The sequence below is a fragment of the Pelistega sp. MC2 genome (assembly GCF_900099475.1).
Classification (GTDB): Bacteria; Pseudomonadota; Gammaproteobacteria; order Burkholderiales; family Burkholderiaceae_B; genus Taylorella; species Taylorella indica.
In genome coordinates this window covers 126,939-144,834 of record NZ_LT628275.1, presented here as the reverse complement: position 1 = coordinate 144,834, position 17,896 = coordinate 126,939, and the positions used below count along the sequence as shown (strand labels likewise).

The window sequence follows — 17,896 nt, the reverse complement described above, 5'->3', positions numbered from 1 at the left end:
ATGGTATTAATCAAATTCAAGGCATCTGTAAAACCTGCTCTCTAGCCTCTCTCACCATTTTTTTAATTAAAGTAACATTGCCTGCTTGCTGTTTTGCAATCTCGCCTGCTGGTACTGATTTAAGACGTTGAACTATCTCTTCCCAGAACCACATACTCTCTTGTTCACGCTCATGTCCTAATGGAACCCCTACCACCAACAAACTGACTTGAATTAACGCTAACAATCGATCACTCTTACGAATACCATCCATTATTTCTACAAAATCAACTACTGCTTCAGCAAGTACCGGTGACAAAGGGAATTCCCATACAAGAGAGATTTCTGAGATATGGTTTAACTGTTGTAATGCCACTTGCAAATAACGTGCATAATCCCCTTGCTCTCTAGCCACCCGCAAATGTTTAGCCATAGCTTCACTATCTGCTGCTGCTAATCCCAATAAAGCATACCGTTGCGATAAGTCAAACCCCAATAGAGCAGCATGGTCTAATTGCTGGCTAAGTGTTTCAGTCCAACAAAGAAAAGGAAGCACCCTCTCTAAGGCACCAATCTCTTGCAGTAAGTCAAAACATCGGCTGGGTTTAGTTTGCATCAAAGCACGTGATATTTCTTTCCAAACGCGCTCTGCTACCAAAGCATCAACTTCCCCACTAGTCACCATATCACGACATAACTGCATCGTTTCTGGTGCAACAGTGAAATCAGTAAAACGTGTTAAAAACCGCCCTAATCTTAATAAACGTACAGGATCCTCACTAAAGGCATCCCCTACATGACGAAAAATCTTTAACCTTAAATCATCTAGCCCATGATACGGATCATAAATCACCCCCTGTGTATCACTAGCCATCGCATTAATAGTGAAGTCTCGTCTTTTTAAATCTTCAGCTAGCGTAACATCTGTACCCGTATAAAAAGTAAACCCTTGATAACCTTTAGCCGTTTTGCGCTCTGTTCTCGCTAAGGCAAATTCCTGTTTAGTCTTAGGATGTAAAAATACAGGAAAATCTCCACCTACGGCAATAAATCCCCTAGCCGTCATCTGTTCTGGCGTAGCACCTACAACAACCCAATCTTTATCACCAGGGGGCAATTGTAGTAAAGCATCCCTAACAGCTCCACCAACACAATAGATAGACAATCCCTGAGTGAACGAATCAGGCGTAAAGGCTAGCGTCGATTCTATCATGGCGTAACCATACCCAAGCGTTTTTTCAATGAACTACTAGTTTTACCGTTTAGCAACATATCGTACCAAACAGCATTGGATAGGACATGTTTAACATAGAGTCTGGTTTCCGTAAAAGGAATAGTTTCTGCAAAAATAGCGCCATCCATTCTTTGCGTAAGATTATCTCTCCAACGAACAGCACGGTTAGGACCCGCGTTATAACCTGCTGTTGCCAAAATTTCATTCCCTCCTAGTTTTTCCAGCATAATACGTAAATAATTCGTTCCTAAAATCGCATTCGTTTCAAATTCATTGACTTTACTAGGTGAAAAATCATACATACCAATTTGTTTAGCCACTAAGCTTGCTGTACCTGGCATAACTTGCATTAAACCTGATGCACCAACACCAGAACGAGCGACTTGTACAAAACGTGATTCTTGACGAATCAAGCCATATACCCATGAGGGATCAATTCCTACTTGCCTTGCTTGTTGTCCCACACGACCATTAAATGGAGCAATATAACGTTGCGCAAAATTAATTTCTTTTTTTGTTAGTAAGGATGTATTGATCACTCGATCAAATATCTGCTCTTGCTCTGCCCAAGCTGCTGCTGCTAATAAATCCCTATCTTTTAAACCATCAATCGCATAAGACCATTCTGGTACTGCCTCTGCTCGCCAGCCAAGCCTAAATAATGCCACGGCTCTTTGTAAGCCTGTATTTTGTTTAATATGTGCTAGCTCTTTATCTGTAACCGGTGCGGCCTGTGGAGGAATAACAATTTTGCCTGTCAATTCTTCTTGTGCTAGCTGACCATAGAAATCATGTTGTTCCTGTAGTAATCGATATAATTCTGTCGCCTGTGATGATTTTCCCTGCTGTTGGAGTGCTTTAGCCTTCCAATATATCCATGCTGTCTCTTTCTTTTGTTCTGGATTCATCAAATCAATACTTTTCTCAACCCATTTCCAGTCAATCGGACTCTGCCGTAAAGCTGCACGTGTACGCCATGCAGAATTATAATCACTTAATCGACTATCTTTCGCTAAGCGATACCAGGCATCAGCTCTTACTTCCTGATTAAGCACAGCAACAAGCGCAAATTGAGAGTATGCCCATTGTAAATCTTTAGCACTTAATAATTCAGGCCCTCTATTCTCCAATATAGTAATACCCATATTCCGATCTTGACGGGCTAAGCGACTAAAAGCAATCGCTCGTAACTCAGCTTGTTGAGGAGATCCCGCTGTGCCAGATTGCGTAGCCAGCCATTGCATTGGGTTTACTATAATCGCTTGATATTGCATAAAGTCTGTTCCATCAAACAAAAACCCTGCATACTTTTTCGCCATAAACTTGTTGTCATATTCGACCGCATCACGAAACAAGTCAGTTAAACGAGACTTACTCAATTGCCCTGAGCGATACAATGCCCCAACCATTTCTGCACAACGCTCATTTCCCTTGATAACCCTAATAACTTTGGTACTATCTACATGTTGTCCACTAGCGGCTAACGCCTGATTATAGGCGCAAATAGCCTGACTATTATTAATATGCACAGGACCCAATGTCGATGCGGTCCTATAATCCCCTTGCTTAACCGCTGCTATGATCCATTCTGCTTTTAAACGATCGGCAACATAAGTTCGTGGATTATCCTTAATGAATTTCTTCAACTCTGTTGTTGGTAAAAAGCCTTGTGAACTTGTCAATTGTTGGCGCAAGTACCAATACATCGGATAGTTGCCTAACTCATGATCATTTTGAGCCGAATAAGCATATCCAGGCAAGGCATCCCATTGCCGCATTCGCATGGCATCATAAGCTGAAACAACGCTTTGTCTTGCCGCCATATCTACCGTTTTTAGAGGAGCATACTCAACTCGAGGTTTGGAGGTTACCGCACTTTGCTCAATCTCTGCTTCTTCAGGACTGGAATGAATAATTTTATTACTCTGCGCAGTAGAAGAACACGCCGTGAGTGTAAGAGCGAATAAACTTATACTTAAAAAAGTTAATCTCATTTTTTTCATGGGCAACCTAAAGTAGTGTACAGTCTTAATAACGTGACCTTTTATTGAATACAAAATCTTTATGACATTTACTGATTATAGCCGTTTACGTCAGATACTTAAGGAAAAACGAAAAGCCTTAACGATTCCTAAACGACAACAGGATAGTGATACTCTTTGCGCTAAAGCTTTGTCTATCATCCAACAGCATATCCCTCCCCATAAATGGATCGCGGCTTTTTGGCCAATTGGGGATGAAATGGATATTCGTCCTTTGTTAACCTCATTAGATAAGTTAGGGTATCGCATTGGCTTACCTAGTATTAAGGAAAAAGACAGCCCGTTAACTTTTTTTGCTTGGTCCTCAAATACTGAATTTAAAACCGGTTTTTTTAATATCCCTGAACCGAATCAATCAACATTATTTACAGATGCTCCTGGCCTTGTTTTAACGCCTGTATTAGGATTTACCAAAACAAAAGATCGTCTCGGCTACGGCAAAGGCTATTACGATCGTACGATAGCGTTATGGCGTCAACAAGGTTACTCACCCTTCTGCATTGGTATCTCTTGGGATGAGGGGCTGATTGACAATAAGGACTACCAAGCTGCACCACATGACCAGACGCTAGATATAATCTTAACTCCATCATTTATATTTACATAAACAACAAAGAGCTCACCTCTTATGAGTTGAGCCCTTATTTTGCTGGCAAACCTTTAATAATCATTTATAGGTATGGCGCGCAGATTTTTCCAATTTCTCGTCAAAAAGTCACCTCTTAGAACTCTAAATTTTCCCAAATTGCTAAGGTAGTTGCAGATTGATTAAGTGTATAAAAATGCAAGCCTGGTGCACCATTATCAATCAATGTTTGACATAACTGCGAAATTACATCAATGCCAAAAGCACGAATTGATGCCTTATCATCCCCAAATTCAGCCAATCTTAAACGAATCCAACGAGGGATTTCTGCACCACACATTTGTGAAAAACGACTAAGCTGGGAAAAATTATAAATTGGCATAATCCCTGGCACAATAGGAATATGAATCCCCTTAGCTTGTACCCTATCTGCGAACTCAAAATAGGCGTCTGGATTAAAAAAGTACTGAGTTATCGCACTATTTGCACCAGCATTTACTTTAGTTATAAAGTTTTCCAAATCGGCTGTTGGCGACTCTGCTTGAGGATGCATTTCTGGATATGCTGCCACCTCAATAAAGAAATGGTCACCATAATGCTCTCTAATCAATGCAACTAAATCACTCGCATGACGTAATCCATTCTCTAACAACCCCATACCAGAGGGTAAATCGCCACGTAATGCAACAATACGATTGACACCCATCTGTTTAAATTGCTCAAGAATAGCCAAAATTTGCTCAGGACGATTACCAATGCAAGAAAGATGAGGAACAGCTTCCACGCCTTGTGCTTGCAACATTTTAACCGTCTCTATAGATCCCTCTTGAGTAGAGCCACCCGCACCAAAAGTCACACTAATAAACCCCGGTTTCATAACGAGTATTTCTTGTGTGGTCTTTTGTAACCGTTGTGCTGACTCCTCATCTCTCGGAGGAAAAAACTCTAAACTAAAAAAATGCTCTCTACTCATAATTAATAACGATAATGATCAGGTTTAAAAGGTCCCTCAACAGAAACACCAATATAATCAGCTTGTTGCTGTGTTAAGGTCGTTAACTGCACACCTAATTTTTTCAAATGTAGACGAGCGACTTTTTCATCTAGGTGTTTAGGTAATACATAAACTTTGCCTGCTTGATAATTTTCACCACGTGTAAATAATTCAATTTGGGCAATAGTCTGGTTAGTAAATGATGCTGACATTACAAACGATGGATGGCCAGTAGCACAACCTAAATTTACTAAACGACCTTTTGCTAACAGAATAATACGTTTACCGTCAGGGAAAATCACATGATCTACTTGTGGTTTAATTTCTTCCCATTGTAAGTCTTCAAGAGCAGCCACATCAATTTCATTATCAAAGTGACCAATATTACATACAATAGCCTCGTTCTTCATTTTTTCCATATGAGAACGTTGAATAACATGATAATTCCCAGTCGCCGTGACAAAGATATCTGCTAGACCCGCCGCTTCATCCATTGTCACAACCTTGTATCCTTCCATTGACGCTTGTAATGCACAAATTGGGTCTACTTCACATACCCACACTTGGGCGCGTAAAGCAGCTAACGCTTGCGCACAACCTTTACCTACATCACCAAAACCTACCACAACAGCTACTTTACCGGCAACCATAACGTCTGTAGCGCGTTTAATGCCATCAACTAATGATTCACGACATCCATATAAATTATCAAATTTAGATTTAGTCACAGAGTCGTTTACATTGATAGCTGGAATACGTAACTCACCTTTTTGTGACATTTGATAGAGACGATGAACACCTGTTGTTGTTTCCTCAGTCACGCCTTTAATGCAAGCTAAACGCGTAGAATACCATGTAGGATCTTGAGCAAGTTTTTCTTTAATAGCGGCGAATAATACTTTTTCTTCTTCACTACTTGGATTTGCTAACACACTGCTATCTTTTTCTGCCTTAGCACCTAGATGTAGTAATGTTGTGGCATCACCACCGTCATCTAAAATCATATTAGCTTGCTCACCAGGCCATTCAAAGATTTTATGCGTATATTGCCAATACTCTTCTAATGTTTCACCTTTAACAGCAAACACGGGTATTCCTCTAGCGGCAATAGCAGCGGCTGCGTGGTCTTGTGTAGAAAAAATATTGCACGATGCCCAACGTACTTCTGCACCTAATGCAACTAAGGTTTCAATCAAGACACCTGTTTGAATCGTCATATGCAAACTACCTGCAATACGAGCACCTTTAAGTGGTTGTGATGCAGCAAACTCTTCTCTTGTCGCCATTAAACCCGGCATTTCTGTTTCGGCAATAGCCAATTCTTTGCGGCCCCAATCAGCTAGACCAATATCAGCGATTTTATAATCAACTTGACTCATCTTTAATCCTTTAAATTTAACGAGTGACTCTTTATTGGCTTAGTCACCCAAAAAACCAAATCTTATCGGCAATAAAAAAGCACTCATCTTCTTGCTCTATTTCTGCAAATAAGATGAGCGCCGTTAATATCTGAAAGTGGTTTGAGCCTAGCAGAGTAATCCCTGTTGCAGCGCCCCTCAAACTCATTTTACTAAAAAATTATTTTACTGCTGCCTTTAATATAGCCGCTTTGTCAGTCGCTTCCCAAGAAAACTCTGGCTCTGAGCGTCCAAAATGACCATAAGCAGCCGATTTGCTATAAATTGGGCGCAATAAATCTAACATTTGCACAATACCTCTTGGGCGTAAATCAAAGTGCTCACGCACCAATAGGGCTAATTGCTCATCTGGAATTACGCCAGTACCTTCAGTGTAAACAGTGATATTAATTGGTTCTGCCACACCAATCGCATAACTTACCTGAATCTGGCATTGACGAGCCAAACCTGCTGCCACGATATTTTTTGCTACATAGCGTGCAGCATAAGCAGCTGAACGATCAACTTTTGAAGGATCTTTACCTGAGAATGCACCACCACCATGAGGGCAAGCACCACCATAAGTATCCACAATAATTTTACGTCCAGTTAAACCACAATCTCCTTGTGGCCCACCAATCACAAAAACCCCTGTTGGATTAATAAAGAACTTCGTTTTCGGTGTAACTAAACCATCTGCAAAACTTGGTTTAATAATTTCTTCAATCACCGCTTCTTTAATTTGTGCTTGCGAAATATCAGGATGGTGTTGAGTAGATAATACGACAGTATCTACTTCTGCTGGCTTGCCATCTACATAACGGAATGTCACTTGTGATTTTGCATCTGGACGCAACCAAGGCAATGTACCATTTTTACGTAATTCACTTTGGCGTTGTACTAAACGGTGAGCATACCAAATAGGGGCAGGCATTAAATCAGGTGTTTCATCACAAGCATAACCAAACATAAGTCCTTGGTCACCTGCACCTTGATTAAGAATTTCTTCTGCTGTTCTATCAACCCCTTGGGCAATATCAGGAGATTGCTTATCATATGCCACTAAAACAGCACAACCTTTATAATCAATACCATAGTCTGTATTGTCATACCCAATACGCTTGATTGTTTGGCGCGCAATATCAATATAATCAACATTTGCTGTCGTCGTAATTTCCCCTGCTAATACAACTAAACCTGTATTACATAAGGTCTCAGCAGCGACTCTGGCGTTGGGATCTTGTTCTAAGATTGCATCCAAAATTGCATCAGACACTTGATCTGCTACTTTGTCTGGATGCCCTTCAGATACTGATTCTGAGGTAAATAAATATTCGTGTGTAGACATAAACTATGCGTCCTAAAAGAAATAATAGAGAACGCGTTGCAACTTAATAAAAGTGCGACGCTTTAGCGGAATATTTACTCTGCCCCGCAAGTTGTCTTTAACTCGGCAGATAACTTTACATTTTAATCTAATTTTCAATAAGATATTAAAAAAAACCAATATCTGTATAAGATTAATGTTTCTCTTCTGTCATTTACAGAATCATCACTTATTAAGCTAGATTTGTAAAAGACTACTATACGCTCTATAATTTGATGCGTAAACATTACTCTTATTGATATTACACATTCATTAACATAACGACTCGTCAATGTTAAGACTATTAAAATACGCTCATGGAAAACACTTTTAAATACCGCTTGCTGGAGTTTATTTTCAAAGGAATAGGCTCACTCTCACATAGCAATCGCTTACGTTTGGGTGCGGTGTTATCTTGGTTTTTACCCTTTATTGTCAAAAGACGTGTACATATTATTCGCACTAATTTCAAGCTTGCTTTTCCAGAGGCTTCAAAACAACAAATTGAGCAATGGACCAAACAAAATATTCGTTTGACGACACAGTCATTTATTGATCGTGGGGTTCTTTGGTATGCACCCCTTGATAAAATACATGAGATGACCACCTTAGAAGGTGTTGACTATCTAAAACAGGTTCAAGCTAACCATGAGCCACTCATGATTTTAGCCCCCCATTTTATTGGTTTAGACACAGCAGCCACCATCTTAACAACGCATATTCCTGATGGTTGTACCATGTACAAATCACAACATGATCCTGTCTTTGATGCCTTGATTCGCAAGGGTAGAGCTCGCTTTAATACAGTGCATTTATTAAGTCGTCAGGACGGAATTCGTGGCATTATTCGCCATATGCGCAATGGCGTTGCTTTATATTATTTGCCTGATATGGATTTTGGGAGAGATGAGTCTATTTTTGTCCCTTTTTTTGGCATCCAAAGTGCCACCTTATCGAGCACAGCACAAATTGCTAAAACATTTAAGGCTAAAGTTTGTCCTGTCGTCACTCGCTTAGATATTAAAACAGGCATCTATCATATTAAGGTACTACCACCATTAGATAACTTTCCAGGAGAAGACACAATTGAGGAGGCTACCGCACGCCTAAACCGCTTATTAGAAGAATGGATTAGACAAGATCCTGTTCAATACTACTGGATTCACCGTCGATTTAAAACAAGACCTGAGGGCGAAAAAGAATTGTATTAAAAATATTGCGTTAATTTAGTTTAATCTTAACTATTTTTAACTTAAACAATCTTCACGCCCTATAAATTTCCACCCCATAAAAAACGTCATTACACAACAAATACATGAACTAAATCAGGGTGATTAATTTGTGTCACCAGAATATCTTTTACACGTTGTTGCCATAGCGTTTTAAAAAGACGCAATTCATCAGCATTAGCCTGTCCTGTAACCGCTTTGGACATAACCTGCGTCATTTCTGGCGCAAACGGTACAATACTTGGATTAAAAATAACATTCACCATTTTGCCTGTATCTCGTCGACGTAATGCCATTGTGCCTTGAATTTCACCATCAAAAGATAATAAGTGCCGACGAGAAAAATATCCAGCGGCACCAATACCTCCAAACCCCATTTCTGTTGCTGCACCTGTTAATAATGTCGCTACGGACGCAATAACACCCGTTGTTCCTGTTTCTCTTGATTCCTGCATAATGACTTCAATTCCTCCACGATCAGGTAACTCGTCCTCTTCGTCGTATAAAGCTTCAAGACCTCGAAGCACCATTAAATAGGCACCTGCAACCGTTGGGCAAGAATGACCGGCTAAACGAACCGCATCTACATAACGATACTCAATAATGCCGTCCTTAGCTGCCCCTAAAAAATCAGCTAAGGCATCTTTAACTCTTATCGTAGGAACTTCATCGAAAAACTGAGGATAACCACTTTCTGTAAACGTAATCATGTTTGCTCCTTATCCTATATACCATAACCTTATATACCATAACGATTTCTATAAGCTACCACTGACTCTTTATACATATCAAAAGAATGATCTTGATTTAAAAATTGCATAATATCGTTCAATGAAGCAATACTCACTACAGGCATACCATACTTTTGCTCAACCTCTTCTACAGCAGAATGAGCAGATAGTGCATCATCTGCACCCGCTCTCTCCATTCGGTCTAAAGCAATCAATACCGCTGCTGGCGTCGCACCCGCATTTTTAATAATTTCTACTGATTCTCTGACTGATGTTCCTGCTGTAATAACATCATCAATAATCACTACCTTACCTTGTAAGGGTGCGCCCACTAAGACCCCCCCCTCACCATGATCTTTAGCTTCTTTACGATTAAATGCAAACGGAACATCTTTATTTAATTGTGGGTGATTTCCTAACGCAACCGCTGTTGTGGCGGCTAATGAAATGCCTTTATAAGCTGGTCCAAACAACATATCAAACTCCACCCCAGACTCAACTAAAGCATTAGCATAAAATTGAGATAACGCACCTATTGAACGACCAGTATTAAACAATCCTGCATTGAAAAAATAAGGACTTAAGCGACCAGACTTAACTTTAAATTCTCCAAACTTTAATACTCCCTGCTCCAATGCGAAACGAACAAAATCAAGGCTGTTATTCTGTGACATACTAATTTCCAATTTTAACGATTAAACATAGGCATATTTTAATACTTTTACACCTTTTCGCCGTCTATCAATAGGGAGCGGATTTGATTTAATTATTTCTTATTTGGAAAAGATTCATCTATTTTTTATATCTTCATTTCTATAAAAACCCTCTATACAATAACAACATCAACAATTGAGGATTTATCATGAAACAAGCTGTTTACTTTATTTCACATGGTGGTGGCCCTTGGCCATGGATTGAACAATGGGCAGAGGATTATGCTGGTCTACGACAATCATTAGAGCACATCGCCACTGAACTACCTGAAAAACCCAAAGCCATTTTAATGATTTCTGCACACTGGATTACGCAAGGTCATTTGGCTATTATGCATCAGCAGCAACCTAAAATGCTTTATGATTATTATGGTTTCCCTGAGCATACTTACCATATTCAGTATCCTGCCCCAAGCGATCCTTTGCTAGCAGAATACATTCAAGACAAACTGGAGCAAGCTAATTTCAGTGTAATAAAAGATACTGAAAGGGGTTTTGATCATGGCGCATTTGTGCCACTTGCTTTGGCGTTTCCTGATGCGGATATACCCGTGATTCAGCTCTCAATTGAACGCCATTTTGACCCTGCCTATCATATTCGTTTGGGAGAAGCATTAGCCTCATTACGAGAAGAAGGTATATTGATTATTGCTAGTGGTCTAAGCTTTCATAATATGCGCTTATTTAATGCTCATGGCACACAACCCTCTAAAGAGTTTGACCAATGGCTACGTAATGCACTCTCGCAAGAGTCAAATGATCGAAAAGAAGCGCTAATTCATTGGGAAACTGCACCTTCTGCTCACATCGCCCATGCCATGGAGGATCACCTCATTCCTTTAATGGTAGCTATTGGTGCTGCCGGTAATGATATGGTTGAGATTAACTATCACGAAGACAATGTAATGGGGGGTGTTACTGTCAGTAGCTTTAAATTTGGCTAATCCAGCGCTTTAAAGCATTCTGGCTGATTAATATTCAACTTTGCTCTTTTTTCTATATAATCTTTTTATTTAACCTTCTTTATTCCATGATGCCCAATTATCGAAAAGGATTATTATTTGCTCATTTTGCTGCTCTCCTATTTGGCATGACAGGCATCTTAGGTGCACTCATTAAGACAGATGCGGCGCTGATTACTTTTGGTCGAGCAGCCTTTGCCTTTGTCAGCTTATTTATCGTAGCAAGGTTGTTAGGACAACAATTAAAAAGCGTTATGACTAAACCACTGTTTGCAAAACTAGCTTTCTCTGGTGCGTTATTAGCCATACACTGGGTGACATTTTTTTATGCGATAAAAATAGGTGGCGTGGCAATGGCGACCCTAGGTTTTGCCAGTTTCCCCGCTTTTATTACACTCATTGAACGATTTATCCTTAAAGATAATGTCAACCTTACCTCATGGATATTAGTCATTGTCGTCATGGTAGGTTTATTGTTGGTTTCTCCAGAACTTGATTTAAAAAATAGCAATACTTCTGGGCTACTATGGGGAATTATATCTGGTTTTAGTTTTGGCGCACTTGCTGTAGTCAATAGAACCATAGGCCAGCAATTACATCCCATTACTATTGCATTTTGGCAAAATTTATTTGTCTCTTTATTCACCCTACCGCTACTCACTTTAAGCACATTCAGCATCACTGGAATGGATATATTCTGGTTATCTATTTTAGGTATTCTATGTACCGCTTTATCCCACTTCCTTTTTGTTAGTAGTGTGCAATATATCAATGCTCGTACTACCGGGCTTATTATCTCGCTAGAGCCTGTTTACGCTATTATTGTTGCTTGGTTTTTATTTAATGAAGAACCAACGATTAAAATGTTGATAGGTGGTATGCTTATCATTGGTGCGGCTATTTATCCTCAAAATAAAACCTCACATTAAAAAGGAAAGTATTGTGTTAAGAGTTACCTCCATTAACGTTAATGGTATTCGTTCAGCAACAAAAAAAGGCTTATTTGAATGGCTACATCAACATCAAGCGGATATTATCTGTCTACAAGAAATCAAAATCAGTGATGCAGATTTAACACCAGACTTACGTTCTCCCCTACACTATCAAGGCTATTTTAATCATGCTGAGAAGAAAGGCTATAGCGGAGTCGGTATTTATACCTCCATACCTGCTGACTACGTGTTGGGGATGGACTGTGATGAATTTGACCGTGAAGGTCGCTTAATTAGTGCTAATTTTGGTTCTCTCACTGTCGTCAGTGCTTATTTACCATCTGGATCTAGCGGGCCAGAGCGTCAAGAGGCAAAGTTCCGTTTTCTAGCCAAATTTGGCTCTTGGATTGATGCCATGATGAAACACCACCGCGAAACTGGACATGAATACATTATTTGCGGTGACTGGAATATCGCCCATAAAGAAATTGATTTAAAAAACTGGAAAGGTAATCTAAAAAACTCTGGTTTTACCCCCGAAGAGCGCGCATGGATGACGGAGGTTTTTGAAACTCGGGGCTTTGTAGATGTTTTTCGTCTACTCAACCAAGAGGCCGAGCAATATACATGGTGGAGTAATCGTGGCCAAGCATGGGCAAAGAATGTCGGTTGGCGTATTGATTACCAAATTGCTACGCCGGGTATAGCCCAAAAAGCCAAAGCGGCATATATCTATAAAGATGAGCGATTCTCAGACCATGCACCATTAACTATTGATTATGATGTCAGTCTCTAAAAAATACTAAAGGGGCTTACGTTATAAAACGTGCCCCCGATATTTATACTAATAAAGTATAAAGTTATTTTTTCATCGTGCCAGTTTTCAAGTATCTATCATGCCAGCTTAATGCTTCCGAAAGAATATGCGGTGTATGCTGAGCACCAGATTGCTGTGCACGATGGAAATAATCCCATAATGCCTCTTTATAATCCGGATGAACACAGTTTTCAATGATTTTTTCTGCACGTTGTCGAGGCGACAAACCTCGCAAATCAGCAAGACCTTGCTCAGTCACAATAATTTGTACATCATGCTCTGTATGATCGACATGTGACACCATAGGCACAATTGCTGAAATATCACCATTTTTAGCGATTGACGGGCGCACAAAGAATGAAATAAAACTATTTCGAGCAAAATCACCAGACCCACCAATACCATTCATAATGCCACTCCCCATGATATGGGTAGAATTCACATTACCATAAATATCACATTCAATCATGCCATTAATAGCGATTGTCCCTAAGCGACGAATCACTTCTGGGTGATTACTAATTTCTTGTGTACGTAAAATAATACGCTCACGATAGAAATCAATATTTTCGTTGAGTTCATCCACACCGTCAGGACTCAATGAAAGAGAGGTAGCTGATACCATTTTCAATTTACCAGACTTAATTAAGCCTAACATACCGTCTTGAATTACTTCTGTATAAGCCGTCAAATTATCAAATTCACCATGTTGCAAACCTGAAATAACAGCATTCGATACATCACCTACACCAGATTGCAAAGGTAATAAGTTAGGGGGCAAAATACCTTTGCGAACCTCTTCTTTTAAGAAATTTAAAATATGACTCGCAATTTTTTTGGCGACCTCATCAGGCTCACTAAAATGATTAACTCTATCGCGATCGTAAGTTTCTACTATACCAATGATTTTTTCTTGTGGGCATTGATAATAAGGGGAACCTATACGATCATCAGGTTCATTAATCAATACAGGTTTACGATGTGGGGGTAAAGCAGTACCATAATAAATATCATGCATACCCTCTAGTTTTTCACTTAAAGCATAATTAACTTCAATAATAACCTTGTCTGCTTGATCAATCCACGTTTTATTATTACCAACAGAAGCGGCAGGAATTAACGAACCATCCTCACGAATACCAGCTACCTCAATCACAGCAATATTTAATTTACCTAAAAAACCAAACCACGCATACTGAGCAACATGAGATAAATGGATATCCATATAATGCATTTGCCCAGTGTTAATTTTATTACGACAAGTTGGATCTGATTGATAAGGTAATCGCATATTAATGCCATCTGCCTCAGCCAATGCACCATCTAATTCAGGTGCCGTAGAAGCTCCCGTCCATACATTAATCTTGAATGCCTTACCATTATCATGAGCTTCACGGATACGCTTGGCTAGGGCAGACGGAATCTGCTTAGGATAACCAGATCCAGTAAAGCCACTCATGCCGACAGTAGCCCCTGATGGAATAAGCTCTGCAGCTTGCTCGGCACTCATCACTTTAGCGTGCAAGGCTTGACATTTAATACGAGAAAGGGATTCAAAATGTTGTGTCATGGTAATCTCTTGTTATATGAAATAAGAACCTATAATGAAAGACTCTGCGGTAGTCATCTCCTACCCGAATTATACCAAGCAAACATGACAAATTAAGTAATAACCGCATAGAATAGTTATGTTTTGACACAATTAAATAACTATTTTTAAGTACTTACATCTTCGATTAAAATCGCTTAATTTTTTTATCAACAATCGACAAAATAAGACTATTTCATGGCATACGTTATTCAATCGCCATGATACGTGCTTTATGCCATCTCAACAAAAATAAACCTGGCAAAGCAATCAACACAGTACATAAAAAGAAAGCTGGCCACCCTAAGGATTCAACAAGAGGAGGTGTTAATGGCCCCGCCAAAAAGACTCTACCCACTGAGGATAATGCTGTTAATAAAGCAAACTGGGTTGCCGTGTATTTGCTATTACAAAGCCCCATCACCAAGGCAACAAACGCTGTTGTACCCATACCTCCACTAATATTCTCAAGCCCTACAGCTAATGCCATTATGGGAAGATTATGTGGAGTAATCGCCACTAGCCAATACGCCAAATTAGACACAGCTTGCAGCACACCAAATAACATCAATGAACGATATAATCCGAGCTTATTCATCAAGGCACCACCTACCAGTGCACCAATGATAGTAGCAATAACAGCTAAAATTTTGTTTACCCACCCAACTGTTTCTGCGGCAAAACCAGCTCCTCGAATTAAAAATGTCGTTGATAGTGCCCCTGCAAAAGCATCACCTAATTTGTATAACACAATCAACATTAAAATCGCCAATGCTTCTGGTCGAGAAAAAAACTCTTTAAAAGGCACGATAAATGCTTCTTGCAAGGTTCTAGGCGCTTGCACTTCACGAGTTTCGGGAGCTATAGCACTGCAGATGGCAAACACAAACATCAAACAACCCATCGCCATATACATACCGCCCCAGCCCAACCAACGTTCTGCCAGAACAATCCCTAAGCCCCCAGATATGATCATACCTATACGATACCCTAAGGTTCGCACTGCTACACCATGAGCTCGTTCATCCTTATCTAAAACCTCGGTACTATAAGCATCAAAAGCAATATCTTGTGTTGCGGATAAAAAGGCCAATGTAGTGGCTAATAAGGCTAACCAAATCAAGTCTTGCGCTGGATTCAATAACCCCATCAACAACATGACAGTTCCCAAAGCGACCTGAGAAACCACCATCCAACTACGACGACGCCCTAAAAATGGTGGGGCATAGCGGTCAATTAAGGGAGCCCATAAGAATTTAAAGGTATATGCCGTACCAACAAGCGTTAAAAAGCCAATTTGTTTAAGCGAAACACCTGCAACTGTTGCCCAAGCCTGAAATGTCCCCCCTGTTAATGCCAATGGCAAGCCACTTGCAATACCCAATACAAGCAGAGGATAGACCCTAGGACTTAAATACTTTTTAATAGATTCACTAATCACGTTTATTGACTCACTTGATTTGACTCAAAATAATAAACGGCTAATGTACTACGCCACCCCGGGAATACTGAAATTTCCTCACCCTCTTTAAAAGTAGCTCTTTCTTTGATTCTTAAACCAACTTTTGTAGCCAAATCTTCAAAATCACTGAGTGTACATAGATGAATATTTGGCGTGTTATACCATTCATAAGGCATTTGTCCCGTAACTGGCATACGACCGTGCAAAATTGACCACCAATGCGTCCAATGTCCAAAATTAGGGAAAGACACTACTCCTTTACTCGCTACTCTACCCATTTCTTTCAGAATATGTTCAGTATTCAACATGGCTTGTAACGTTTGCGATAGTACAACGACATCAAATTGTTTATCATTAAACAGGGCCAGTCCCTCTTCCAAGTTCTGTTGAATAACTTCAACCCCACGACTGACACACGCAACAACACGCTCATTGTCAATTTCAACACCTATCCCATCCACTTGTTTTTCTTCTTGTAAGTATGACAATAATGTACCATTACCACAACCCAAGTCGAGTACTCGACTCCCAGAAGGGATCCAGTTAGCGATACGTTGTAAATCAGGACGCAACATAATTGTTGATTGCTGAGAACTCATTCTATACTCCTAACTCAGTTGCAATACGATTAAAATACGCCGCCACTACTTCATGATAGGTTTTATCGTTTAATAAAAACGCATCATGCCCATGAGGAGCATCAATTTCAGCATAGGTAACATGATGTTTATTATTTAATAATGCCTTAACGAGCTCTCTAGAACGCTCAGGAGGAAAACGCCAGTCAGTAGAAAATGAAATCGTTAAAAATTTTGCTTTTACATTTTCTAATGCTTTGCTTAAATCACCATTACCATATTGCTTGGCAGGATCAAAGTAATCAAGAGCTTTCGTAATCAGCAAATACGTATTAGCATCAAAATAGGTAGAAAATTTCTCACCCTGATATCGCAGATATGATTCAACCTCAAACTCTACATCATAACCATATTGATAACGATCTCCCTCTGCTGTATAACGACGATCTCGTCCAAATTTTTCCGCCATATCATCGTCAGATAAATAGGTGATATGACCAATCATGCGCGCTACAGACAGACCTCTTTTAGGGACGGTTTGATAATCATAGTAATGCCCCTCATGAAAATCGGGGTCTGTGATAATTGCTCTCCGTGCAACTTCGTTAAACGCAATATTTTGTGCAGACAACCCAGGCGTGCTCGCAATGACAATACAATGTTCCAATCGTTCTGGCCATTGTATAGCCCAGCTTAATGCCTGCATCCCACCTAATGAACCACCCATGACAGCAGCAAATTTCTTAATACCAAAATGATCGGCTACTCTGACTTGTGCATTTACCCAATCTTCTACAGTAACCACAGGAAAACTAGCCCCCCATGGCTTTTGTGTTTCTGGGTTAATACTGGCAGGGCCTGTTGAACCAAAGCATGAGCCTAAATTATTCACCCCAATCACGAAAAACTTATTGGTATCTAATGGCTTACCCGGCCCAACCATATTGTCCCACCAACCAATATCTTTGAAGTCCTTAGCATTTATACCAGCCACATGATGTGAGGCATTCAATGCATGACAAATTAATACAGCATTTGAGGCGGTTTCATTGAGCGTGCCATAAGTTTCTACCGCTAACGTATATTGCTGGATAATCTGACCACTGGATAACTCCAATGGATCGTTAAAGTCAATATAAGTTGGGCTAACAACGCCCACTGATTGAAGTTCAGAAGAAGAATTTAATGAGACCATAGAGAGGGACCTCTTTAGCTGGATTTGTAGGCGCCCGCAAGCAGATCAAAGCAAATCGGCGCTCGTGTTAATCAAAATGTCGTTTTATTTT

16 protein-coding genes and 1 riboswitch are annotated in these 17,896 nt (G+C 39.9%); of the genes, 5 read left to right on the top strand and 11 right to left on the bottom strand.

Going from position 1 to position 17,896, the window contains the following annotated elements; genetic code table 11:
• Positions 1-16: 16 nt before the first annotated feature.
• Positions 17-1,192 carry a tRNA nucleotidyltransferase/poly(A) polymerase-related protein gene (locus BQ4443_RS06195; RefSeq protein ID WP_071058388.1) on the bottom strand — a complete coding sequence of 392 codons (1,176 nt, stop codon included), beginning with the start codon at positions 1,190-1,192 and terminating at the stop codon, positions 17-19.
• Positions 1,189-3,207, bottom strand: a complete 2,019-nt coding sequence (locus tag BQ4443_RS06190) for a lytic transglycosylase domain-containing protein (protein ID WP_176752456.1) — start codon at positions 3,205-3,207, stop codon at positions 1,189-1,191. The genes BQ4443_RS06195 and BQ4443_RS06190 overlap by 4 nt, the downstream gene beginning before the upstream one ends.
• 70 nt (positions 3,208-3,277) lie before the next feature.
• Between BQ4443_RS06190 and BQ4443_RS06185 the strand changes: the two genes are divergently transcribed.
• Positions 3,278-3,862 carry a 5-formyltetrahydrofolate cyclo-ligase gene (locus BQ4443_RS06185; RefSeq protein ID WP_023952256.1) on the top strand — a complete coding sequence of 195 codons (585 nt, stop codon included), beginning with the start codon at positions 3,278-3,280 and terminating at the stop codon, positions 3,860-3,862.
• A gap of 115 nt (positions 3,863-3,977) precedes the next feature.
• On the opposite strand, the gene metF is transcribed toward BQ4443_RS06185, so the two are convergent.
• The 3 genes from metF to metK all read right to left on the bottom strand — a co-directional run bounded on the left by metF (position 3,978) and on the right by metK (position 7,580).
• The gene (gene metF, locus BQ4443_RS06180; RefSeq protein WP_071058386.1) at positions 3,978-4,814 is read right to left on the bottom strand and encodes a methylenetetrahydrofolate reductase [NAD(P)H]; all 837 of its coding nucleotides are present in this window, start codon (positions 4,812-4,814) and stop codon (positions 3,978-3,980) included.
• Positions 4,815-4,816: 2 nt separating this feature from the next.
• Positions 4,817-6,214 carry an adenosylhomocysteinase gene (gene ahcY, locus BQ4443_RS06175; RefSeq protein WP_023952254.1) on the bottom strand — a complete coding sequence of 466 codons (1,398 nt, stop codon included), beginning with the start codon at positions 6,212-6,214 and terminating at the stop codon, positions 4,817-4,819.
• A 108-nt stretch (positions 6,215-6,322) separates the two neighbouring features.
• Positions 6,323-6,399, bottom strand: a riboswitch (S-adenosyl-L-homocysteine riboswitch).
• 14 nt (positions 6,400-6,413) lie between these two features.
• Positions 6,414-7,580, bottom strand: coding sequence for a methionine adenosyltransferase (gene metK, locus BQ4443_RS06170; protein ID WP_023952252.1), 1,167 nt, complete (start codon positions 7,578-7,580; stop codon positions 6,414-6,416).
• A 335-nt stretch (positions 7,581-7,915) separates the two neighbouring features.
• Between metK and BQ4443_RS06165 the strand changes: the two genes are divergently transcribed.
• Positions 7,916-8,809: a lysophospholipid acyltransferase family protein gene (locus tag BQ4443_RS06165; RefSeq protein ID WP_023952250.1), complete on the top strand. Its 894-nt coding sequence runs from the start codon at positions 7,916-7,918 to the stop codon at positions 8,807-8,809.
• Positions 8,810-8,898: 89 nt separating this feature from the next.
• Here BQ4443_RS06165 and BQ4443_RS06160 read toward each other — a convergent pair whose 3' ends face one another.
• Both BQ4443_RS06160 and pyrE read right to left on the bottom strand, forming a co-directional pair.
• On the bottom strand, positions 8,899-9,537 hold the full coding sequence (locus tag BQ4443_RS06160; protein ID WP_023952248.1) for a hypothetical protein: 639 nt from the start codon (positions 9,535-9,537) through the stop codon (positions 8,899-8,901).
• Between the two features lie 29 nt (positions 9,538-9,566).
• Entirely contained in the window at positions 9,567-10,232 is a 666-nt protein-coding gene (gene pyrE / locus BQ4443_RS06155) for an orotate phosphoribosyltransferase (protein ID WP_023952246.1), read from the bottom strand.
• Positions 10,233-10,420: 188 nt separating this feature from the next.
• Here pyrE and BQ4443_RS06150 point away from each other — a divergent pair, with 188 nt between their 5' ends.
• The 3 genes from BQ4443_RS06150 (at position 10,421) to BQ4443_RS06140 (ending at position 12,961) form a co-directional block, all read left to right on the top strand.
• Positions 10,421-11,215, top strand: a complete 795-nt coding sequence (locus BQ4443_RS06150) for a DODA-type extradiol aromatic ring-opening family dioxygenase (protein ID WP_071058385.1) — start codon at positions 10,421-10,423, stop codon at positions 11,213-11,215.
• A gap of 86 nt (positions 11,216-11,301) precedes the next feature.
• Positions 11,302-12,162, top strand: a complete 861-nt coding sequence (locus tag BQ4443_RS06145) for a DMT family transporter (RefSeq protein ID WP_256330923.1) — start codon at positions 11,302-11,304, stop codon at positions 12,160-12,162.
• A 13-nt stretch (positions 12,163-12,175) separates the two neighbouring features.
• Complete coding sequence (locus BQ4443_RS06140; RefSeq protein WP_071058384.1) at positions 12,176-12,961, top strand: exodeoxyribonuclease III; 786 nt, start codon at positions 12,176-12,178, stop codon at positions 12,959-12,961.
• Positions 12,962-13,025: 64 nt separating this feature from the next.
• Here the strand turns inward: BQ4443_RS06140 and BQ4443_RS06135 are convergent, their stop codons facing one another.
• The 4 genes from BQ4443_RS06135 to BQ4443_RS06120 all read right to left on the bottom strand — a co-directional run bounded on the left by BQ4443_RS06135 (position 13,026) and on the right by BQ4443_RS06120 (position 17,805).
• Positions 13,026-14,552, bottom strand: coding sequence for an acetyl-CoA hydrolase/transferase family protein (locus BQ4443_RS06135; RefSeq protein WP_071058383.1), 1,527 nt, complete (start codon positions 14,550-14,552; stop codon positions 13,026-13,028).
• Between the two features lie 226 nt (positions 14,553-14,778).
• The gene (locus tag BQ4443_RS06130; RefSeq protein WP_083331884.1) at positions 14,779-16,011 is read right to left on the bottom strand and encodes an AmpG family muropeptide MFS transporter; all 1,233 of its coding nucleotides are present in this window, start codon (positions 16,009-16,011) and stop codon (positions 14,779-14,781) included.
• Between the two features lie 2 nt (positions 16,012-16,013).
• The gene (gene metW, locus BQ4443_RS06125) at positions 16,014-16,631 is read right to left on the bottom strand and encodes a methionine biosynthesis protein MetW (protein ID WP_031274771.1); all 618 of its coding nucleotides are present in this window, start codon (positions 16,629-16,631) and stop codon (positions 16,014-16,016) included.
• A 1-nt stretch (position 16,632) separates the two neighbouring features.
• On the bottom strand, positions 16,633-17,805 hold the full coding sequence (locus tag BQ4443_RS06120) for a homoserine O-succinyltransferase MetX (protein WP_052019395.1): 1,173 nt from the start codon (positions 17,803-17,805) through the stop codon (positions 16,633-16,635).
• Between the last annotated feature and the right edge of the window lie 91 nt (positions 17,806-17,896).